This window comes from Streptomyces lacaronensis, from assembly GCF_047337785.1.
Classification (GTDB): Bacteria; Actinomycetota; Actinomycetes; order Streptomycetales; family Streptomycetaceae; genus Streptomyces; species Streptomyces lycopersici.
This window is the reverse complement of the sequence record NZ_JBLHDK010000003.1, coordinates 3,019,187-3,037,971: the sequence shown is the minus strand read 5'-3', so window position 1 is coordinate 3,037,971 and position 18,785 is coordinate 3,019,187. Positions and strand designations below refer to the sequence as shown.

Here is an 18,785-nt window from a genome sequence, read left to right as displayed (position 1 = left end):
GGCACCGTAGGACCATGACGAGCATTGACCCGGACACACCGCCCACGGACACCCCCGAAACTTCCGGCGCGCAGCCGCGCCGCGTACCCGTGGCGCAGGCCATGCGGGGCGCCGCCCGGCAGTTGGGGGAGTTGTTGGGCACCGAGCCGGAGGCGGTTTCCGCGATGCAGCCGACACCGGACGGATGGGTGGCCGATGTGGAGGTGGTGGAGCTGGTGCGGGTGCCGGAGACCATGACCATCATGGCCACCTACCGTGTGACCCTCGACTCACAAGGGCAACTCCTCGGCTATGAGCGGCAACACCGCTACGCCCGCGGCCAGCTCGACCGCGGACGTTAGACACCGGACCGGGACCAGGACCCGGACCAGGCACGGCCGCCCGTTTGCCGGGTTTCCTCCCACGGCCCCGCGCCGGTGATGTCCGGCGCGGGGCCGTGCCATGGCTGCGCGCCCATGTGTCACCCACGTCGACATCGGTGAACGCCACCGCCACCGCACCCGTATCAGACGCGGACAGGCGACCGAGCGCGACCGAGAGGAAGCACACGTGACCGTGATGACGCAGACCGGCGGGCTGCCTGCCACCGCATCGACCGGTTCAGGGACCGGAAGCCTCTTCGACATCCTTGAACTCATCCTGGACCGTGGCCTCGTCATCGACGTGTTCATCCGGGTCTCCCTCGTCGGCATCGAGATCTTGAAGATCGACATCCGGATCGTGATCGCCAGCGTGGACACGTATCTGCGCTTCGCCGAGGCGTGCAACCGCCTCGACCTGGAATCGGGCCGCAAGGCCCCGGACAAGCTGAGCGACATCGTCGGCAACATCGTCGAGGGCGGCGCCCGGGGCAAGACCGAGGGAGCGATCAGCGGGGCCCTCGGGGCCATCAGCGACGTCTTCGACCGCGACGACGACGAGGACAAGTGACCATGTCGAACACGTCCCCGGCTCCGGCTCCGTCCCTCTACATCTACGCGATAACCGGGTCCGATCATCCGCTGCGGCTGGAGGGGCTGCGGGCCGTGGGCGGCGGGTCCGGCGCCCTGCGCGCGGTCACTGGCGGGCCGCTGGCCTGCGTGGTGAGCCCGGCGCCGCCGGAGCTGCGCCCCAAGCGCCGTGATCTCGCCGCCCACCAGGAGGTCCAGGAGCGGCTGATGGCGGACGGCGCGATGCTGCCGATGCGGTTCGGCATGCTGGCGCCCGACGACGCCGCGGTGGTGGCGGCGCTGGACGGCAAGCGCGCCGAATACGTCCACAGGCTCGAGGAGTTGCACGCCACCGCGGAGTTCAACCTGAAGGCGGCCCGTTCGCAGGACGATCTGCTGCGGGAGGTGCTCACCGAGTCCGACGACGCCCGTCGCCTCAACGAGCGCACCCGCGACGGCGGTGGCACCTACGCGGACCGGGTGGCCCTCGGCGAGCTGGTAGCACGTCAACTGGACGCGCGTCGGGGGCGGTTGGCCGACCAGGTCGTCGGGCGGCTGTCGGAGATGGCCCGCGGCAAGGTGGTGGCTTCCCCGGCCGGGGATGACTTCCTCAACGCCTCGTTCCTGGTGGAGCGGGGGCGCGCCGAGGAGTTCTCCCGGGCCGCGCGGCAACTCGCGCAGGGCTACGGAGCGGGCTACGACTTCCGGCTGCGCGGCCCCTTGCCGCCGTACAGCTTCGTGGCCTGAGGGCGGGGGTGCCATGGGACTGCTGACCGGGCTGCTCACCTTTCCGCTGGCGCCGGTGCGCGCCACCGTCTGGGCCGCCGAGCAGATGGCCGCGGCCGCCGAGCGCGAGTACTACGACCCGGCGCCGGTCCGGCGCGCCCTCTCCGAACTGGAGCGGGACCTGCTGGCCGGGCGGATCGACGAGGACGCGTACGACCGCCGCGAGGACGAGTTGCTCGACCGGCTGGCGGAGCTGGAACGCCGGGAACGGCCGGACGAGCGGAGACGAGTCCTGTGACGACGACAGAACCCGTGGCGGGCGGGCTGGGCCCGCCACGCCTGCCCGCCACCCCGTACGGCCAGGGGGCCGAGGGCGCCCCGTCGCTCGCCGACATCCTGGAGCGGGTGCTGGACAAGGGCGTGGTGATCGCGGGCGACATCCGCATCAACCTGCTGGACATCGAGCTGCTCACCATCAAGCTCCGACTGCTCGTGGCCTCCGTCGACAAGGCGAAGGAGATGGGCATCGACTGGTGGGAGCACGATCCGTCGCTGTCCTCCCGGGCCCGCACCCGGGCCGTACCGGACGACGACACGGAGCGGTCCCTCACCGAGGAGAACGCCCGGCTGCGCGCCGAGATCGCGGCGCTGCGGGCACGGCCCGAGGACAGGAGCGTGGACGGTTGACCGAGAGCGCACAGCGACAGCACATGGTGTACGCCTACGCGGTGCTGCGCCCCACCCCGGAGGCCGCGCGGGCGGCGGCCGTACTGCGCGGGGTGGCGGACGAGCAGGTGGGGCTCGTGGAGACGGGGGACCTGGCGGCGGCCGTGGGCCCGGTCCCGGCCGAGGAGTTCGAGGAGGGCGCGCTGAAGGCGGGCCTGGAGGAACTGCCCCGGCTGGAGGCGCTGGCCCGCGGCCACCACGGGGTGGTGGCGGGGCTGGCCCCGCTCGGCGCCGTACTGCCACTGCGGCTGGCCACCGTCTACCGGGACGAGGACCGGGTGCGGCAGGTCCTCCAGGAGCGCCGCGACCAGTTCCTGCCGCTGCTGGAACGGCTCGCCGGGCATCTCGAATGGGGCGTCAAGGTCTACACCGATCCCACCGACCCCACCGACTCCCTGGCGAGTGACGCGGCGGTGTCCGCCGGGGCCACGGGCGGGGAGGAGGCCCTCAGCCCGGGGCGGGCCTATCTCGCCGCCCGCCGCCGGCGCCGGCGCGGCGCCGAGGAGGCCTGGCAGACGGCGGCCCGGACCGCCGCGCGCATCGCCGAGGAGGCCGGGGGCCTGGCGGTGGGCAGGGTCGCCCACCGGCCGCAGCGCGGCGAACTCGCCCAGGTGGCCGGTGGCGAGACGGCGAGGGACGGGAAGTCCGGTGGCGAGACGGCGGGTGGTGGGAAGTCCGGTGGCGGGAAACCCGGTGGTGAGAACATCGCCAACGACGCGTATCTGGTGCCCGCCGACCGCGCCGAGGAGTTCCGCTCCCGCGTCCTGGCCGCCGCCGAGGGGCAGCCCGGGGTGCGCGTCGAAGTGACCGGCCCCTGGGCGCCGTACTCCTTCGCCCTTCCGCCCGAGCCCGAGTCGGCCGCCCGGCCGGAGCCCGTATGAGCGGCGCCCTGGACGGGACCCGTGTGAGCGGCGCGCTGGACGAGGAGGACGCCCGGGCGCTCGCGGGCCGCGAGGTCGCCCTGATCGACCTGCTGGACCGGCTGCTCCAGGGCGGGGTCGTGCTCGCCGGTGACCTCGTCCTGTCCATCGCGGACGTCGATCTCGTACGGATCGACCTGCGCGCGGTCATCGCTCCGGTCGACGCCGAACACCCCGCCCCGCTGCTGCTCTGACGAAAGGCCGTGACGCAAGGCCCCGACGCAAGTGCCCTGACGAAGTGCCCTGACGCAAGGCCCTGGCACGCAAGGCCCCGACGAAAGGAAACCCGCGCATGCCAGCCCCCTCCGGCGCCGCCGCCCAGCGGCTGCGCACCGACGCGGACACGGTCGAGCGCGATCTGGCCAAGCTGGTGCTGACCGTGGTCGAGCTGCTGCGTCAGCTGATGGAGCGCCAGGCGCTCCACCGCGTCGACAAGGGCGACCTGACCGAGGAGCAGGAGGAGCGCGTCGGCATGACGCTGATGATCCTCCAGCAGCGCATGGAGGAGATGTGCGCCCGTCACGGACTGCGGATGGCGGACCTCAATCTCGACCTGGGCCCGCTCGGCACCCTGCTCTCTCCCGCGGGCTCCCCGGCGGGCCCGCCCGCCCCTTGAGAAACCCCATGCAGAAACCCCGTCCGCCGTTCAGCTCTTGCGCGGCCGCGGCTCTGACCGGTCGATCAACTGCCCCCTCAACACAGTGAGTTGGTGGGACGCCTCGACCGCCCGTGGCTCGTCCAGGGAGGCGAGGGCCAGTACGAGGGCGTCCATGACGACGATCCCCGCCAGGGATTCCGCGGTGATGCCGGTGGGCGTGTGCGGGGCGCTGATCACCACGTCGGCGTGGGTGGCCAGCGGCCCCGTGGGGACGTCGGTGACCAGCACCACGCCCGCGCCGACCGCCCGCGCCCGATCGGTGAGCACGGTGAACTCCCGCAGCCGGCGGCCGGGGTGGAGGATCACCACCGCGTCCCCGCGGCCGAGGCTCAGCAGCTCGTCGGCCATGGTGAAGCCGGTGGCGCCGATGAAGCGCGCCCTGCGGCCGGCCCGGCGCAGCTTCAGCACCAGATGCCGGGCGGCCAGCTCCGAGGCGCCCACGCCATAGGCGACCACCTCACGCGCGTCCGCAAGCGTTTGCACCGCTTGTTTCAGCACATCCGTCTCCAGTAGGCGGCGACACTGCTCGAGACGCTCCGCGGCCTCGTCGAAGACCCGGTCCTTGATCTCGTCCAGGTCGTGGCCGACGCGGGCGATGCGCTGCTTGAGCCGCTCCTCGGGGGCGGTCGCGGAGGTGAATCCGGCGGCCAGCTCCCTCTTGAGCGCGGGCAGGCCGGCGTAGCCGAGGCGCTGCAGGGCGCGGACGACGGTGGCGTTGCTCGTGCCACTGGCCGCGCCCAGCTCCTGTGCGCTCGCGAAGAGCAGATTCTCCGGCGGGGCGCTGACCAGGTACTGGGCCACCACTCGCTCGGAAGCGGACAGCTCACCCCACATATCCCGGACCGCGGCGGCGAGCCGTGTCGTCCCGGTAACGCTTTTCGGTTCGCTCATTACAGCTATTGACTTCCCTGTGGTGGACATTACTATCTGGGCTCACCGTTCCAAGAACGCTGATTTCTGAAACACACATTACAGCCCCTCGTGGGTCCGGGCCTCAGAACACAGGAGTGCCATGACAGCCGCCACCATCCCCACCGTCGAGATCTCCGGCCCGCCGGCCGAGCGCGGCCGCCAGTACGGCGAGGCGGCGCGCGACAGCATCGGCAGGGCGCTCGCCTACTACGAGGAGGCGTTCGGCGAGTCCTCGGGGCTCACCTGGGACCAGGTCGCCGCGCGCGCCGAGCGCTGGCTGGAGCCGGTGCGCGCCTACGCCCCCGAGCTGGTCGAGGAGATGGACGGGATCGCCGAAGGGGCGGGCGTCGGGCTCCTGGACGTGCTCGCGCTCAACGCCCGTGGCGAGATCATCTACGACCAGACCTTCGCCCGGATGCGGGCCCGGACGGACGCCGTCGCGGACGTCACGGACGACCGTGAGGTGACCGACGGCTGTACGTCCTTCGCCGTACTGGGCGAGGCGAGCGGCGACGGCCACGTCTACTGCGGCCAGAACTGGGACTGGCGGGCGGGCGTCGCGGACACCGTCCTGATGCTCCGGATCGTCCAGCCCCCGCACCCCACCGTGGTCATGCAGGTGGAGGCCGGGCAGATCGGCCGCCAAGGCGCCAACTCCGCGGGCATCGCGCTCAACGCCAACGGCCTCGGCGGCCGGTTCGACGACGCCGTGGGGCTGCCCCAGACCGTGATCCGCCGCCGGGTCCTGGACAGCGTGTCGATCAGCGACGCGGTCGACGTACTGTGCCGCACCCGCGGCCACATCGCCAGCAACGCCCTGCTGACCTGCCGCGAGGGCTTCGCCCTCGACCTGGAGACCACTCCGGGCGCACACGGCTGGATGTATCCGACGCGGGGGCTGCTGGTCCACGGCAACCACTACCAGACCACCGTCCCCGTCCAGCTCGCCGCCCGCTACCGCCCCGAGTCCTCCGACTCCCTGATCCGGGTGCCCCGGGCCGAGGCCGGGCTGCGCCTGCTGCGCGAGGCCGGCGCGCCGGACGAGTCCCGCAAGCTGATCCACCAGGCCATGTCGGACCACCTCGGCCACCCCGAGGGCCTGTGCACCCACCCCGACCCCCGGCAGCCCGAGGTCAAGTGGTGGACGACGCTGCTGTCCTCCTGCGTGGACCTGACCACCGGTGACTACCACGTGACCCCCGGAACCCCCTGCGACCACGAGTACCAGCAGCTGCCCTGGAACCTCTACGACGGTCCGCACGCCCCCAACTGACGCCTCCCTCACGTCCGCACGAACGACCAGAGAGCCTGCCATGAGAACCAAGCTCTGTACCACCGCAGTCGGCCTCGTGAGTGCCCTGCTGTTCACCGCAGGGTGCTCCGGGGCGACCTCCGGGTCCGGCGGCGCGTCCGTCGACCCCGCGAAGCTCAAGCTCACCGACACCACCCCCAAGGCATCCGGCGCGGCCACCACGGTGAACTGGCTCGTGGAGCAGGAGCCCGCCACCCTGGACATGGACGCCCAGGGCGGCAGCAGCACCCGTACCGTGCTGGCCAACATCTGCGAGCGGCTGCTCCTGCTCAACCCCGATATGACCACCGCGCCGCGGCTGGCGGAGAAGGCCGAGTACACCGGCGACAAGAAGCTCGTCCTCACCCTCCGCGACGACGTCACCTTCCACGACGGCGCCCGGATGACCGCCGACGACGTGGTGTGGAGCCTCAAGCGGCACGCCCGGCCGGAGATGAACGAGTCGGACGAGTACGAGGACGTCGACACGATCGCCAAGACCGGCGCGAACCAGGTCACCATCACCTTCAAGAAGCCGAGCGCCCTGTTCACCAAGGCCCTCGCCGGTGACGCCGGGATCGTCATGGAGCGCGAGGCGGTGGAGAAGCAGGGCGACGACTTCGGCACCCCCGGCCACCCCGACGCCTGCACCGGACCGTACCGGCTGAAGAGCTGGAACTCCGGCTCCGCCCTCACCATCGAACGCTCCGCGGGCTACTGGGACAAGAGCGTCCGCCCGCTCACCAAGGAGGTCGTCTTCCGCTGGGCCTCCGGCAGCGCCCTGGTCAACTCCATCTCCACGGGCGCCGCGGACGGCGCCTATCTGACCGCCACCGGCCCCGCCGCCGTGCTGTCCAAGAAGAAGGGGGTGCGCGCCTACTACGGGCAGTCCACCACCGCCTGGTCGCTCAGCCCCACCAAGGGCGGCGCGCTGGGGGACGCGCGGCTGCGCAGGGCGCTGTCGCTGGCCATGGACCGCAAGGGCATCGCCAAGTCCGGCTTCAACGGCCTCGCCGAACCCTGGGCGACCCCGGTGGGCCCCGGGGCCTGGGGCTATGAGAAGGCCGCGTTCCAGAAGGCGCAGAAGGAGCTCGAGCACTCCACCGCCTACACCGTCTCGCCCTCGGCGGACGACATCGACCGGGCGAAGAAGCTGGTCGAGCAGGCCGGAGCGCCCTCGAAGCCGATCGTCGTCTCCAGCGACGGCAGCGAGAGCCAGACGGTCATCACCAACGCGGTGCGCGGCGCGGCCCAGAAGATCGGGCTGAAGGTCACCGTCAAGACGATCGCGTCGAGCCGTTACGACGAGTTCTTCTCCGACCCGAAGTCCCGGAACGGCTTCGACCTGATCCCGGTCGACTGGTACATCTCCAAGGCCGACCCGGCGGGCTTCTACGACAACGGCCTGTCCGGCAACGCCAACAACTGGCTCGGCTACTCGGACAAGGGCTATGACGCCCTCGTCGGCAAGGCCCAGCAGACCATCGACGACCGCGAGCGCGCGAAGCTGGTCATCGACGCGCAGACCAAGTTCGCCGACGACGCGGTGTGGATCCCGCTGGTGCAGGTGCCGTCGGTGATGGTGCTCGGCGACAAGTACACCGGCCCACCGGCGTCCATGGTGTCGATGTACTACCCGTGGGCCGCCGACCTCGGCACGAAGAAGGGCTGACCCATGATCCGCGGACTGCCGCGGCGGATCGCCGGCCTGTTCGCCACGCTGCTCGCCGCCTCGTTCATCATCTTCGCCGCCGTCTACGCGGCCCCCGGGGATCCCGCCGTCCTCCTCTCCGGCAGCCGACAGGAGCTCACCCCGGAGAAGCTCGCGGCGGTCCGCGCCGAGCACCACCTGGACGAGCCGCTCGTCGTCCAGTACGGCCGGTGGCTGTGGGACGGCCTCCAGGGCGACCTGGGCCGGTCGTTCCAGTACCGGGACCATGTGGCCGACCTGATCGGGGCGCGGCTGCCGACCACCCTGGAGCTCGTCGCCTACGCCACGGTGTTCTTCGTGGTGCTGGGCGTCGGCTCCGGAGTGCTGGCCGCGCTGCGCCGCGGCTGGGTGGACTCGGCGGTGGTCGGCGGGACCACGCTCGCCGCCTCGGTGCCCGCCTTCGTGGCGGCCATCGCGCTGGTCTCCCTGTTCGGGGTGCGGCTCGGCTGGTTCCCGGTGACCGGCCAGGGCGAGGGGCTCGCCGGGCGGCTGCACCACCTCACGCTCCCCGCGTTCGCCCTCGCCCTCAGCGCCCTCGCCGTGATCAGCAGGGTCACCCGGCAGGCCATGGCCGAGGCGTACGCCTCCGACCATGTGGAGGCGGCCCGCGCCTCCGGGCAGTCGGAGCGCCAGATCGTCGTCCAGCATGTGCTGCGCAACGCGCTCGGCCCGATCGTCACCATGTGCGGGCTCGTCATGGCGGGCATGCTCGCCGGGACGGTGGTGGTCGAGACCGCCTTCGGGCTCAGCGGGGTCGGCTCACTGCTGGTGAGCGCGATCACCTCGCATGACTTCCCGGTCACCCAGGCGGTGCTGCTGCTGATGGTCATCGGCTATGTCGTGGTGACGACGCTGGTCGACCTGGTCCATCCGCTGATCGACCCCCGGGTCGCGCCGGGCGGGAAGCCGCGAAGCAAGCCGGAAGGAAAGACCGCATGACGACGGTGACGGCCGGGGCACTGGTCCCGGTACGGGTCCGGGCCCGGCGCCCGGTACCGGTGATGATCGCGGGCGGTTTCCTCGCCCTGGTCGTGGTGGCGGCGGTGTGCGCACCCCTGATCGCCCCGCACGCGCCCGACGCGGTCGACCTGTCCGCCTCGCTCGCGGGGACCACCTCCCAGCATCCGCTGGGCACCGACGCCTCGGGACAGGATCTGCTCTCCCGGGTGCTGTACGGGGCCCGGTCGAGCCTGCTGGCACCCCTGGCGCTGCTCGCGCTGGCCGCGCTGCTCGGCGTCACGATGGGCACGGTCGCGGCGTGGCGCGGCGGCTGGGTGGACACCCTGCTCTCGCGGGTGACCGATGTGATGTACGCCTTCCCCGGCCTGCTGTTCGTGGTCCTGGTGATCGCGGTCTTCGGCGACGGCCTCACCACGTCGATCATCGCGCTGGGGCTCGCGTACGCGCCCACCATCGCGCGGTACACCCGCAGCCTCGCCCTCGCCGAGCGGTCCAAGCCGTATATCGACGCCTACCGGGTACAGGGCATGAGCGGGACCCGGATCTGCGTGCGCCATCTGGTGCCCAATCTGGCCGGGGCGATCGTCGGCTATCTCGTGGTGCTCTTCGGCGAGGGGCTGATGAGCCTGGCCACCCTCAGCTATCTGGGCTTCGGCGCCGGATCGCCCTCGATCGACTGGGGGCTGATGGTGCAGGAGGGGCAGGACGCCGTGGTACAGGGGGCGCTGCTGCCGGCCCTCGTACCGGGCACGGCCATCGCCGCCGTCGTGGTGGCCTTCAACATCGTCGGGGTCTGGGTCTCGGACCGGCTTGGCAAGGGGAGGTAGGCGGCGATGCTGCTGGACATCGAGGATCTCACCATCGAGTTGCCGGCCGGTGCCGCCGCCCGGCCGATGCTCGCCGAGGTGTCGCTGCGGGTCGGCCGGGGTGAAGTGGTCGGCCTGGTGGGCGAGTCCGGCTCGGGCAAGTCCACGACGGCACGGGCGGTGCTGCGCATGCTCCCCGAGGGGGCGCGGGCCTCCGGCTCGGTACGGGTGGACGGCGAGGACGTGCTCGCCATGGACCCGGCCCGGCTCCGCCGGCACCGGTCCCGTACCGTCTCCATGATCTTCCAGGACCCGCGTTCGGCGATGAACCCGGTCCGCCGGATCGGTGACTTCCTCACCGATCCGCTCACCCGGGTCCTGGGCCTGTCCCGGCGCGACGCGGTGGTGAAGGCGACGGAGCTGCTGGCCTCGGTGGGGCTGTCCGACCCCGAGCGCCGGATGCGGCAGCGTCCGCACGAGCTGTCCGGCGGGATGCTGCAACGGGTCGTGATCGCCGCCGCCCTGTCCACCGACCCCGACCTGCTCCTCGCCGACGAGGCGACGAGCGCGCTGGACGCGACCACCCAGGCGGAGGTGCTGGCCCTGCTGCGGGGCATCCAGGAGGAGCGGCGGCGGGCCGGCAGCGGCCTCGGAACGCTCTTCATCACCCACGACCTGCCGCTCGCGGCCGCCTACTGCGACCGCGTGTATGTGATGTACGCGGGCCGTGTGGTGGAGCAGCAGCCCGCCCACGGGCTGTTCGCCGACCCGAAACACCCCTACACCCGCGGTCTGCTGGAATGCTCGCCCAGCCTGGAGGACGACCGCGAACCGCGGCCCATCCCCGGCCGCCCGCCCTCCCTGTCCGACGCCCTCACCGGTTGCCCCTTCCTCCCGCGCTGCGCACAAGCCGAGGCGGAGTGCGAGACCTGGGCGCCGGTGGCCGTCCCCGTAGGCGGCGGCGACGGATCGGAGAGGGACGGCTCCGCGGCCTGCCGCCGACTGGAACTCGTATCGAGGAGCAACGCATGACCGAGCCCGCACTCGTCGTAGCGGGGCTGCGCAAGACCTACGCGCTCCCCGGCGGCGGCCGGACCACGGCCGTGGACGGCGTATCGTTCTCCGTCCCGGCCGGCGGCTCGCTGGGCATCGTGGGGGAGTCCGGCTCCGGCAAGACCACGGTGGCCCGGATCCTGGTGGACCTGGTGCGGCCGGACGCGGGGACCATCACGGTGAACGGGCGGGAGCGCACACCGGGACGGCGGGGCGGCGGACGGCTGCTCGGTCCGGGCGCGCGCCGCGCGGTACGGCTGGGCCGCGCCCGCGAGATCCAGATCGTCTTCCAGGACCCGTACGTATCGCTCGACCCGCGCCTGACCGCGCGTCAGTGCCTGCACACCGCCCTGCGGCTGCACGGCCGGCACGAGGGGCAGGCCGCCGCCGGCCGGATCGAGGAGCTGCTGGACCAGGTGGGCCTCGGCAAACGGGAGGGCGACGCCCGCCCGCGCGGTCTGTCGGGCGGGCAGCGCCAGCGGCTGGCCATCGCCCGTGCGCTCGCCGTGGAACCCGAGGTGCTGGTGCTGGACGAGGCGGTGGCGGCGCTGGACGTGTCCATCCAGGCGCAGATCCTCCGGCTGCTCGCCGACATCCGCCGGGAGACCGGTGTGGCCCTGGTCTTCGTCAGCCATGACCTGGCCGTCGTACGGCACATCACGGACGACACGCTGGTGATGCGGCGTGGCCGCGCGGTGGAGACGGGTCCGACGGCCCGGGTGCTGGACACCCCGGAGGATCCGTACACCCGGCTGCTGCTGTCGTCGGTGCCGCATGACGGCTGGGACCCGGCGGAGACGGTACGGCTGCGCGCGGAACTCGCCGAGCTGTGACCGCGACCGTGGCCGCCGAAGACGAGACATCGGCTCACTCTGGCCCTCGGTAGCTCAATGTGAGGAGCTGAGCCCGCCTCATCTGCGAATACGTGGCCAGTTGAATTTCTATACGTCGGAGGTATTCCCAGGTGCTCAAGTGCACTGCACCATGCCGGTAGTTCACCACCGGATATGGGAGGCACATACGTGACCGCGCCAACAGGGAACGGGATCTCTCGAAGAGGTGTGATCGGCACCGCGGCCGCGGTCGGCGCCGGGGGCTGGCTGGCTGGATCCGGCACCGCCTGGGCCGCGCCCCAGGCGTCCGGCGCGGCGGCGGCCCTGCCCGAGCGGATGGCCAGGGCCGCCGCCCCGCGGTGGCGGCGGCTGCCCGGCGACTGGAAGGACGGCCCCTTCCTGGCCAACGGCCTGCTCGGCGCGGTGGTGTACAAGGGCGAGACGCCGGGCTCCGTGAAGGTCATGCTCAGCCACACCCAGGTGCAGGACCAGCGCCCCCAGTGGCGCGCCCCGTACGGCTACTCCCGCCTGCCCATCGGCCACTTCGACCTCACCCTCGCCGGAGAGGTGACGGGTGTCGACTGGACGCTGGACATCTGGGACGCCGAGCTGCGCGGCACCATCACCACCACCCGGGGCAGCGTCCGTTTCACGATGCTGGTGCACAACGCCCGTAGCGCGCTGCTGATCTCCACCCGGCCGAGCGCCGGTGAGGAGGCCGCGGCCTGGTCGTTCACCTGGATGCCCGCGGCCTCGCCCCGGACCAAGGACAAGCCCGCCGACTACACGGGCAACCCCGACCCCCGCACCGGCTCCGCGGGCGACACCCACTACGTCGAACAACCGCTGATCGCGGGCGGCGGCTGGACCACCGCCTGGCGGGAACGGCGGGTGGGCACCGGCAGGCTGCTGGCCGCCCATATCGTCTACCGCCACCCCGAGGACCTGTCGCGCACCACCGAACTGGCCGTCGCCGAGGTGGCCCGCACCCTCGCCGTCGACCCCGACGACCTGGCGCACTCACACCGCGCCTGGTGGCACCGCTACTACCAGCGGAGCCTGCTCTCCGTACCCGACAAGCGGCTGCAGAGCTTCTACTGGATCCAGCTCTACAAGGCCGCCTGCGCCACCCGCGCCGACGGGCCCTCGATGTCCGAATGGGGGCCGTGGTACCCGGAGACCGGCGGCAGCTGGACCGCGGTCTGGTGGAATCTCAACGTCCAGATCGCCACCTGGCTGGTCCAGGGCTCCAACCACCTCGAACTCGACTCGGTGACCTCCACCTTCCGCGACTTCGAGAAGAACCTGCCGCTGTCCGTCCCCCCGGAGTACCAGGACGGGAACACCTACGCCCTCGCCCACCCCTCCGACTGGCTGCTGCGCCCCGGCGCCAAGACCGTCGGCATCCCCGGCACCTCCACCAAGACCGACAACAACGGCAACCTCATCTGGGCCATGCACAACGTCTGGCTCAGCTACCGCCACACCATGGACATCCGCATCGTGCGCGACGTCCTCTACCCGATCCTCGCCAAGGCGGTGAACTTCTACGACCACTTCCTGTACGAGGGCGGCGACGGGAAGCTGCATCTGCCGCTGACCCGCTCACCGGAGTGGGCGGACGCCGAGGACTGCACCTACGACCTCTCCCTGCTCCGCTGGGGCTGCGCCACCCTCCTGGACTGTCTGCGCGTCCTGCGCACCGACCACCCCCGCGCCCGGCGCTGGCGCGAGATCCTGGACCGCCTGGTGGCCTACCCCCGCGATGCCACCGGCATCATGATCGGCGCGGGCAAGCCGCTCACCGAGTCCCACCGCCACTTCTCCCATATGCTCTGGCTCTACCCGCTGCACGAGCTGGACTGGGACCGCCCGGCCGACCGGGACATCATGCGCACCACCTTCGACCACTGGGTCAAGGACCGCGGCCTGTGGGCCGGTTACAGCTACGCCGTCGCCTCCTCCATGGCCTCGCGCATGGAACGGCCCGAGGAGGCCCTCGACTTCCTCACCTTCCTCACGGACGGCAACCTGATCAAGAATGCCTGGATCACCCCGAACACCATGTACGTCGAGGGCGGCAACCTCGCCACCGAGAGCCCCCTGACGGCGGCCCAGTCGGTCCTGGAGATGGCCGTCCAGAGCCACAACGGCGTGGTGCGGGTCTTCCCGTCCGTCTCCCGCCGCTGGCCCGACCTCTCGGTCCACTCCCTGCGCACCCAGGGCGCCTTCCTGGTGGACGCCGACCGCTCGGCCGGGCGCACCCGCTGGATCCGCGTCCACAGCGAGGCCGGTGCCCCCCTCGTCCTGCACCACGGCATCCCCGGCCCGATCGACGTCCGCGACCACCGGGGCCGCCCCCTCCACTACCGCGCCACCGGCCCCGGCCGTATCGAGATCCCCCTCGCCCGCGACGAAACGGCCCTCATCACGCCCCGGGGCCACCGCCCGGACCCGGCCCCGCGCGATGTCCCGGCCGTCGGCGAGTCCAAGCCGTGGGGGCTGCCGGACTGAACCGTGGTCGCCCGAACAAGGCGATGAGCGCACGCCTGCCGTTCTGTCCCCCGCTGAGTCGATCCGAGGCGGCTGGCGCCCACGCGGCAGGTGAGCGCCAGCCGGGACTCGCACGGGTCCACCGCTGTCCACCGTCGTTGATGTCAGCCGTAGATGTCAGTCATGCCGCCCGTGGCACCGTTGGGCCGCCCTGGACAGCCCAGGACGGCCCAACTGGTTGTACTACAGGTTCTTCTTGAGCCACTCGCTGCCACTGGCGGGGAAACCACACCAGGCACCGACGCCCGTCAGCTCCACGACGAGCAGCTCATCATTCACGTCAATGTGCTTCTTGAGCCCGTCCCTGACCTGGATCGTCGTCTTGCTCGTCGCGACGATCCACGTCGAGTCCAGGTGATGCCACCAAGTCCCCAGGGTCTTGATCGCTTCTTGCAGCGAGCCGTAGTCCTGGCCCGGCCGGTTCAGGTCGTAGCCGATGATCAGCATGACCATGGACGTCTACGCGCACGTCGCGCAGGACACCCGGCGAGAAGCGATCAGTCACATGGACCGGCTGCTGAAACGGCGGCTCCACCGCAGCTGACCGCTTCCAGCGACCACAAGAGCCCGCCAATCGACGATGGCGGGCTCTTCAACGCCTCTCAGGGGGCGACTGCGCCGTTTACGGTGTATTCCTCGCACCAGGACGCGCCTAAGCCCGCGTAACACGCGCTGCGCCGGTGCTCTTCCTCCACTCTCTTGCCCACCAAGTTCGCCCCGAGCATGACCACGATGGTGAGGCACACGACTGCCCCCTGACCCCAGGCCACCCCCGATGCGCCGCGCACGGCGGCCACGATCGCCGCAACGGCAGCGATCACGGCCACAACAGCCGCCTTCGCGATGTATGGACTGATCGAGTCTCCGACGTGCAGCGGATCCCAAGAGAAGTAGGAAGCGCTCCAGGCGAGAAAGATCAACACCAGGGCCGTCAACTCAGCGCCGACCAGGACACACCCGCTGCACCCGCTTGGGGTTCGCTCAGCCACCTGTCCAGCCCATCACGACCCGCACGGGAGGCACATGAGTACCTGTACTCAGGACCTTTCTCGCCACAGTTGACGCGAAAGACACCCTCGAACTGGGCTCCGACGCTTCCCCGGTGGCGTTGATGTCACCTGTAGATGTCAAAAGCCCCGGACGGCAGACCGTCCGAGGCTTCTTCCCTGCTCAGGTAGCGAGCCGACCGTCGGGTTCGAACCGACGACCTTCGCTTTACAAGAGCAGGGGTGCGCCGTGCGCTCGTCGATTGCGATTTTCGCAAGCCTTGGTTAGGCTGTCCTCATGGACGAGACTGTGACCGACCGTGTGCGCAAGGTCATGAGTGCTGCCTCCCTCCAGCAGGCCGCGTTCGCGGAGCGCGTCGGGCTCACCCCCGACAAGCTGTCCAAGTCACTGAGCGGCAGGCGCCGTTTCACCTCGCTCGACCTGGCCCGCGTCGCGGAGCTGGGCCAGACCACGGTGGACTGGCTGCTCACCGGTCGCGAGCCGCAGCGTCCTGCCTTCGCGGCACGCGCCAGTAGTCCCTTCTCCGACTCCGATTCCGGTCTCGCCCTGAAGGAGCTCGTCCACCGGTTCACCACCGCGTACGACGTGCTCGACCTGATGGGCCGATCCCGCTCGCTGCCTGCCCTGCCCCGTCCCAAGGCGGACCTGGAGCGGTATGTCGACCAGGGGGAAGCGCTGGCACTGGATGCCCTGACGGCGCTTTCCGCTCGCGGAGTGACATCAGTGGCCGCATGCGAGACCTCCGACCTCGCCCATGCCCTCGAAGAGCACTTCGGGATCGACGTGGCGCAGACGGATCTCCCACGGGGCCTCGACGGGGCGGCCTGGCAGACGGATCGCTTCCGGCTGGTGCTGCTGGCGCGCACGGGGGTGTGGACCCGGCAGCGCTTCACCCTGGCCCATGAACTCGGCCACATCCTGGCCCGCGACGCACAGGAGATGCGCACCGAGACCCACCTGGCTCCCGGCAGGCAGAAGGACCACACGGAGATCCGTGCCAATGTCTTCGCGGCGAACTTCCTGATGCCGCAGGCAGAGATCCATGCCGAAGTGGGCACCGAGTCGGCCGACTCCGGGGTGTCCGATGACGCCTTCCGCGCTCTGGTCGTCCGATTCAAGGTCTCTCCGAGCGCGCTCGCCGCCCGCCTGCACCAGCTCGGCCTGGTCACCCCCCACGCCAGGAACCGCCTGCGCGGCGTGACCACCGAGATGTGCCACCTATTGGCCCAACACGCGGATCTCCATGAGAAACGCGTCGCCGCGGCCCAAGCCAGACGCCTCCCGCTGGCCCCCGCCCGTGGTCTCTACGAGGGCTATCTGGCAGGTGACACCACATTGCGCCCGCTCGCGGCCTACTTCGGCATGGACCCGAACGCATTGCACGACGCCCTGGACCCCGAGCAGCCCGCGGCCACCGTTCCCGCCGCGGACGCGGAGAAGGGCGACCTGATCTTCCAGCCATGACGGCCACGAAACGCACCTGGTGGTTCCCCGACAACACGGTCCTGTGCAACTTCGCGGCCGTCGACCGGCTGAGCCTGCTGGAAAAGATCCTCGACAGCCGGGGCCGCTGGACCCAGGCCGTCGCCTACGAGGCCACACGCTCGGCGCGCCACCTGCCCCGGCTCCGCACGGTCGTCGCCGACGGCTGGCTCGGCAAGCCGATCGAGATCGACGACCCGCACGAGACCGAACTCGTCGACCGCTTACGGCGGTTGGTCTTCGCCGGTGACCCGGCGCGCCCCCTCCAGCACCTCGGCGAGGCGGAGACTCTGACGCTGATCCAGAACCGGCCGGAATTCGCCGGCTCGGTCTGGATCACCGACGACGGGGAGGCCGGCCGCTTCGCCCGACGCAAGGGGATCACGGCTCTGGATACCGTGGGCATCGTCCGGGTGGCCGTGGCCGAGGAGCTGGTCGTGGCGCACGAAGGGCACCGCCTTTTACGGGCCATGACGGAGCAGGGCCGCCATCTGCGGGGCATACCCCCGCGACCGGAGGACCTACGGCACTGACCGGCAGCCGGGGCGGGAGTCCAGCTCCGCCCACACCGTCTTGCCCACCGGATGGTGCGGCTCGGTGCCCCATCGGTCGGCGAGCGCGTCCACCAGCAGCAGGCCGCGCCCGGTTTCACGGTCCGGGAGAGGGGCGGTCGGCTGGAGGGTCGGCTGCCGCTCGCCCCGTGTGTCGATGACCTCGATGCGGAGGGTTTCCTTGGCGCCGTCGAGGGCGAGGCCGAGCCGGAAGTCGCGGCCCGGCACACGCCCGTGCAGCGCCGCGTTGGCGCTCAGCTCGGCGATGATCGCCATGGCGCGGTCGGCGACGTCGGGTGACACGGGCCAGACGCGGAGCTGCTCCACGGCGAGCAGCCGGGCCAGCCGGGCCCCGCGCCGCGTGGAGGACAGGCGTTGGGTAAAGCTCCAGCTCGTGGCGGGGAGTTGGGGCGTGCTTGCGTTCATGGGGCCACGGTGGCGGATGATCGTCGGCCTTGGCCAGCACCGCGCCGCGTACGCAGCGTCAGCGTACATGCGCGCTCGGTGGACGGTACACCCGTTGATCCGTCACCCTGGGTGAGTCGAGCGCGGGGGCCCTCGCACGTACGCACCTGGAGGTGTCCGCGTATGACGACCGACAACACCTGTGTGGCCGGGGACGGTGACTGGGAACGGGAGCCCGACCCCTCCGACAGTCTGCGGACCTTCGGGGCCGTGGTCCAGGCCCTCCGCGAACATGCGGGCCTCACCCGGGCTCAGTTCGGGGAGCTGGTCCGATTCTCGAAGCACACCGTGGCGTCGGTGGAGCTGGGGCGGCGCATGCCGGACGAGTCGTTCGTGGAGCGGGCGGAGGGGGTCCTGGGCAACACGGGCGCGCTGCGGAAGGCGGCCCGGCATCTGTCGCGCGGCGAGCCGGGGCTCGCGGCGTGGTTCCGGCGATGGGCGCGGCTGGAGCGGGTGGCGGTGAGTCTGTGCACCTATGAGTGTCGGCTGGTGCCGGGGTTGTTGCAGTCGGAGGACTACGCGCGGGCGGTGTTCGAGGGCACCATCCCTCTGCTGACGAATGAGCAGTTGGAGGCCCAGCTTGTGGCGCGGACCGAGCGGCAGAAGATGCTGCACGAGCGGCCGCACGTCCCGTTCAGCTTCATCGTGGAGGAGGCCGTGTTCCGGAGGAGGTTCGGTGATCGAGAGCAGCGGCGGCGCTTGTTCGACCACGTGCTGGAGCGCAGCGCGCTGCGTAACGTGAAGCTGCAAGTCGTTCCTGTCGAAGCCGAGTTGCACGCGTGCCTGGACGGACCTGTTCGGTTGCTGGAAACACTGGAAGGGCGGCGCTACGCCTACTCGGAGGGGCAGCAGAACGGACGGCTGATTGCCGACTCGAAAGAGGTACGCCTCCTCCACCAGCGCTATGACACACTGCGCTCGCAGGCCCTGACACCCCAAGACTCCCGTGGCCTGCTGGAGCGACTGCGAGGAGACCTATGAGTAGGGCGGAACTCACCTGGTTCAAGTCCAGCTACAGCGGCAGTCAGGGAGACGACTGCGTGGAGGTCGCCGTCACCGAAGAGGCCGTCCACGTACGGGACTCCAAGGACACGGCGCGCCCCGGTCTTGCCGTCAGCCGTGACGGCTGGGCGCAGTTCGTCCGGTTCGCCGCACACGGCTGAGCCGGAGGCGCGCCCGCGGACTCAACCGCGGGCACGCC

At 71.0% G+C, this 18,785-nt stretch carries 23 protein-coding genes; 19 read left to right on the top strand and 4 right to left on the bottom strand.

Annotated features, from left to right (window positions below; all coding sequences use genetic code 11):
• The first annotated feature begins 14 nt into the window (after positions 1-14).
• The 8 genes from ACMTAK_RS12815 (at position 15) to ACMTAK_RS12780 (ending at position 3,917) form a co-directional block, all read left to right on the top strand.
• Positions 15-341 (top strand): gas vesicle protein GvpO, encoded by a 327-nt coding sequence (locus ACMTAK_RS12815; RefSeq protein WP_413806337.1) that lies wholly within the window; start codon positions 15-17, stop codon positions 339-341.
• Positions 342-558: 217 nt separating this feature from the next.
• Positions 559-930, top strand: coding sequence for a gas vesicle protein GvpJ (gvpJ, locus tag ACMTAK_RS12810; protein ID WP_214663399.1), 372 nt, complete (start codon positions 559-561; stop codon positions 928-930).
• Positions 931-932: 2 nt separating this feature from the next.
• Positions 933-1,676: a GvpL/GvpF family gas vesicle protein gene (locus tag ACMTAK_RS12805; protein WP_413806336.1), complete on the top strand. Its 744-nt coding sequence runs from the start codon at positions 933-935 to the stop codon at positions 1,674-1,676.
• Positions 1,677-1,689: 13 nt separating this feature from the next.
• Positions 1,690-1,953 (top strand): gas vesicle protein GvpG, encoded by a 264-nt coding sequence (locus ACMTAK_RS12800; protein ID WP_413806335.1) that lies wholly within the window; start codon positions 1,690-1,692, stop codon positions 1,951-1,953.
• Positions 1,950-2,342, top strand: a complete 393-nt coding sequence (locus ACMTAK_RS12795) for a gas vesicle protein (protein WP_413806334.1) — start codon at positions 1,950-1,952, stop codon at positions 2,340-2,342. The genes ACMTAK_RS12800 and ACMTAK_RS12795 overlap by 4 nt, the downstream gene beginning before the upstream one ends.
• Complete coding sequence (locus tag ACMTAK_RS12790; protein WP_413806333.1) at positions 2,339-3,262, top strand: GvpL/GvpF family gas vesicle protein; 924 nt, start codon at positions 2,339-2,341, stop codon at positions 3,260-3,262. The genes ACMTAK_RS12795 and ACMTAK_RS12790 overlap by 4 nt, the downstream gene beginning before the upstream one ends.
• A complete protein-coding gene (locus ACMTAK_RS12785; protein ID WP_413806332.1) occupies positions 3,259-3,495 on the top strand; it encodes a gas vesicle protein in 237 nt (78 codons plus the stop codon). Before ACMTAK_RS12790 ends, ACMTAK_RS12785 begins: the two co-directional genes overlap by 4 nt.
• Before the next feature lie 98 nt (positions 3,496-3,593).
• Positions 3,594-3,917 (top strand): gas vesicle protein K, encoded by a 324-nt coding sequence (locus ACMTAK_RS12780; protein ID WP_413806331.1) that lies wholly within the window; start codon positions 3,594-3,596, stop codon positions 3,915-3,917.
• Positions 3,918-3,947: 30 nt separating this feature from the next.
• On the opposite strand, the gene ACMTAK_RS12775 is transcribed toward ACMTAK_RS12780, so the two are convergent.
• Positions 3,948-4,850 carry a MurR/RpiR family transcriptional regulator gene (locus ACMTAK_RS12775; protein WP_413806330.1) on the bottom strand — a complete coding sequence of 301 codons (903 nt, stop codon included), beginning with the start codon at positions 4,848-4,850 and terminating at the stop codon, positions 3,948-3,950.
• Between the two features lie 121 nt (positions 4,851-4,971).
• Between ACMTAK_RS12775 and ACMTAK_RS12770 the strand changes: the two genes are divergently transcribed.
• The 7 genes from ACMTAK_RS12770 (at position 4,972) to ACMTAK_RS12740 (ending at position 14,039) form a co-directional block, all read left to right on the top strand.
• Positions 4,972-6,144: a C45 family autoproteolytic acyltransferase/hydolase gene (locus ACMTAK_RS12770; RefSeq protein WP_413806329.1), complete on the top strand. Its 1,173-nt coding sequence runs from the start codon at positions 4,972-4,974 to the stop codon at positions 6,142-6,144.
• Between the two features lie 40 nt (positions 6,145-6,184).
• Positions 6,185-7,834 (top strand): ABC transporter substrate-binding protein, encoded by a 1,650-nt coding sequence (locus ACMTAK_RS12765; protein WP_413806328.1) that lies wholly within the window; start codon positions 6,185-6,187, stop codon positions 7,832-7,834.
• A gap of 3 nt (positions 7,835-7,837) precedes the next feature.
• On the top strand, positions 7,838-8,812 hold the full coding sequence (locus ACMTAK_RS12760) for an ABC transporter permease (protein WP_413806327.1): 975 nt from the start codon (positions 7,838-7,840) through the stop codon (positions 8,810-8,812).
• Complete coding sequence (locus ACMTAK_RS12755; RefSeq protein WP_413806326.1) at positions 8,809-9,660, top strand: ABC transporter permease; 852 nt, start codon at positions 8,809-8,811, stop codon at positions 9,658-9,660. Before ACMTAK_RS12760 ends, ACMTAK_RS12755 begins: the two co-directional genes overlap by 4 nt.
• A gap of 6 nt (positions 9,661-9,666) precedes the next feature.
• Positions 9,667-10,671, top strand: a complete 1,005-nt coding sequence (locus ACMTAK_RS12750; RefSeq protein WP_413806325.1) for an ABC transporter ATP-binding protein — start codon at positions 9,667-9,669, stop codon at positions 10,669-10,671.
• Positions 10,668-11,525: an ABC transporter ATP-binding protein gene (locus ACMTAK_RS12745; protein ID WP_413806324.1), complete on the top strand. Its 858-nt coding sequence runs from the start codon at positions 10,668-10,670 to the stop codon at positions 11,523-11,525. Before ACMTAK_RS12750 ends, ACMTAK_RS12745 begins: the two co-directional genes overlap by 4 nt.
• Positions 11,526-11,714: 189 nt before the next feature.
• On the top strand, positions 11,715-14,039 hold the full coding sequence (locus tag ACMTAK_RS12740; protein ID WP_413806323.1) for a glycosyl hydrolase family 95 catalytic domain-containing protein: 2,325 nt from the start codon (positions 11,715-11,717) through the stop codon (positions 14,037-14,039).
• 222 nt (positions 14,040-14,261) lie between these two features.
• Here the strand turns inward: ACMTAK_RS12740 and ACMTAK_RS12735 are convergent, their stop codons facing one another.
• Together ACMTAK_RS12735 and ACMTAK_RS12730 are read right to left on the bottom strand one after the other, a co-directional pair.
• On the bottom strand, positions 14,262-14,525 hold the full coding sequence (locus tag ACMTAK_RS12735; RefSeq protein WP_413806322.1) for a hypothetical protein: 264 nt from the start codon (positions 14,523-14,525) through the stop codon (positions 14,262-14,264).
• A 155-nt stretch (positions 14,526-14,680) separates the two neighbouring features.
• Entirely contained in the window at positions 14,681-15,067 is a 387-nt protein-coding gene (locus ACMTAK_RS12730; RefSeq protein ID WP_413806321.1) for a DUF6234 family protein, read from the bottom strand.
• Between the two features lie 295 nt (positions 15,068-15,362).
• Here ACMTAK_RS12730 and ACMTAK_RS12725 point away from each other — a divergent pair, with 295 nt between their 5' ends.
• Both ACMTAK_RS12725 and ACMTAK_RS12720 read left to right on the top strand, forming a co-directional pair.
• On the top strand, positions 15,363-16,550 hold the full coding sequence (locus ACMTAK_RS12725; protein ID WP_413806320.1) for a helix-turn-helix domain-containing protein: 1,188 nt from the start codon (positions 15,363-15,365) through the stop codon (positions 16,548-16,550).
• A complete protein-coding gene (locus tag ACMTAK_RS12720; RefSeq protein ID WP_413806319.1) occupies positions 16,547-17,101 on the top strand; it encodes a hypothetical protein in 555 nt (184 codons plus the stop codon). The genes ACMTAK_RS12725 and ACMTAK_RS12720 overlap by 4 nt, the downstream gene beginning before the upstream one ends.
• Here the strand turns inward: ACMTAK_RS12720 and ACMTAK_RS12715 are convergent.
• On the bottom strand, positions 17,090-17,545 hold the full coding sequence (locus ACMTAK_RS12715) for an ATP-binding protein (RefSeq protein ID WP_413806318.1): 456 nt from the start codon (positions 17,543-17,545) through the stop codon (positions 17,090-17,092). The two genes, ACMTAK_RS12720 and ACMTAK_RS12715, sit on opposite strands and share 12 nt — an antisense overlap.
• Before the next feature lie 162 nt (positions 17,546-17,707).
• Between ACMTAK_RS12715 and ACMTAK_RS12710 the strand changes: the two genes are divergently transcribed.
• Positions 17,708-18,565 (top strand): helix-turn-helix domain-containing protein, encoded by an 858-nt coding sequence (locus tag ACMTAK_RS12710; RefSeq protein WP_413806317.1) that lies wholly within the window; start codon positions 17,708-17,710, stop codon positions 18,563-18,565.
• The gene (locus ACMTAK_RS12705) at positions 18,562-18,747 is read left to right on the top strand and encodes a DUF397 domain-containing protein (protein ID WP_413806316.1); all 186 of its coding nucleotides are present in this window, start codon (positions 18,562-18,564) and stop codon (positions 18,745-18,747) included. Before ACMTAK_RS12710 ends, ACMTAK_RS12705 begins: the two co-directional genes overlap by 4 nt.
• Positions 18,748-18,785: the final 38 nt, after the last annotated feature.

What these genes read in the sequence shown, in the direction of transcription:
- ACMTAK_RS12745 (WP_413806324.1), top strand. Translation starts at nt 10,668, where the DNA reads ATGACCGAGCCCGCACTCGTCGTAGCGGGGCTGCGCAAGACCTACGCG.
- ACMTAK_RS12780 (WP_413806331.1), top strand. Translation starts at nt 3,594, where the DNA reads ATGCCAGCCCCCTCCGGCGCCGCCGCCCAGCGGCTGCGCACCGACGCG.
- gvpJ (WP_214663399.1), top strand. Translation starts at nt 559, where the DNA reads ATGACGCAGACCGGCGGGCTGCCTGCCACCGCATCGACCGGTTCAGGG.
- ACMTAK_RS12785 (WP_413806332.1), top strand. Translation starts at nt 3,259, where the DNA reads ATGAGCGGCGCCCTGGACGGGACCCGTGTGAGCGGCGCGCTGGACGAG.
- ACMTAK_RS12705 (WP_413806316.1), top strand. Translation starts at nt 18,562, where the DNA reads ATGAGTAGGGCGGAACTCACCTGGTTCAAGTCCAGCTACAGCGGCAGT.
- ACMTAK_RS12815 (WP_413806337.1), top strand. Translation starts at nt 15, where the DNA reads ATGACGAGCATTGACCCGGACACACCGCCCACGGACACCCCCGAAACT.
- ACMTAK_RS12710 (WP_413806317.1), top strand. Translation starts at nt 17,708, where the DNA reads ATGACGACCGACAACACCTGTGTGGCCGGGGACGGTGACTGGGAACGG.
- ACMTAK_RS12750 (WP_413806325.1), top strand. Translation starts at nt 9,667, where the DNA reads ATGCTGCTGGACATCGAGGATCTCACCATCGAGTTGCCGGCCGGTGCC.
- ACMTAK_RS12720 (WP_413806319.1), top strand. Translation starts at nt 16,547, where the DNA reads ATGACGGCCACGAAACGCACCTGGTGGTTCCCCGACAACACGGTCCTG.
- ACMTAK_RS12760 (WP_413806327.1), top strand. Translation starts at nt 7,838, where the DNA reads ATGATCCGCGGACTGCCGCGGCGGATCGCCGGCCTGTTCGCCACGCTG.
- ACMTAK_RS12735 (WP_413806322.1), bottom strand. Translation starts at nt 14,525, where the DNA reads ATGCTGATCATCGGCTACGACCTGAACCGGCCGGGCCAGGACTACGGC.
- ACMTAK_RS12715 (WP_413806318.1), bottom strand. Translation starts at nt 17,545, where the DNA reads ATGAACGCAAGCACGCCCCAACTCCCCGCCACGAGCTGGAGCTTTACC.
- ACMTAK_RS12800 (WP_413806335.1), top strand. Translation starts at nt 1,690, where the DNA reads ATGGGACTGCTGACCGGGCTGCTCACCTTTCCGCTGGCGCCGGTGCGC.
- ACMTAK_RS12755 (WP_413806326.1), top strand. Translation starts at nt 8,809, where the DNA reads ATGACGACGGTGACGGCCGGGGCACTGGTCCCGGTACGGGTCCGGGCC.
- ACMTAK_RS12765 (WP_413806328.1), top strand. Translation starts at nt 6,185, where the DNA reads ATGAGAACCAAGCTCTGTACCACCGCAGTCGGCCTCGTGAGTGCCCTG.
- ACMTAK_RS12770 (WP_413806329.1), top strand. Translation starts at nt 4,972, where the DNA reads ATGACAGCCGCCACCATCCCCACCGTCGAGATCTCCGGCCCGCCGGCC.
- ACMTAK_RS12805 (WP_413806336.1), top strand. Translation starts at nt 933, where the DNA reads ATGTCGAACACGTCCCCGGCTCCGGCTCCGTCCCTCTACATCTACGCG.
- ACMTAK_RS12775 (WP_413806330.1), bottom strand. Translation starts at nt 4,850, where the DNA reads ATGAGCGAACCGAAAAGCGTTACCGGGACGACACGGCTCGCCGCCGCG.
- ACMTAK_RS12725 (WP_413806320.1), top strand. Translation starts at nt 15,363, where the DNA reads ATGGACGAGACTGTGACCGACCGTGTGCGCAAGGTCATGAGTGCTGCC.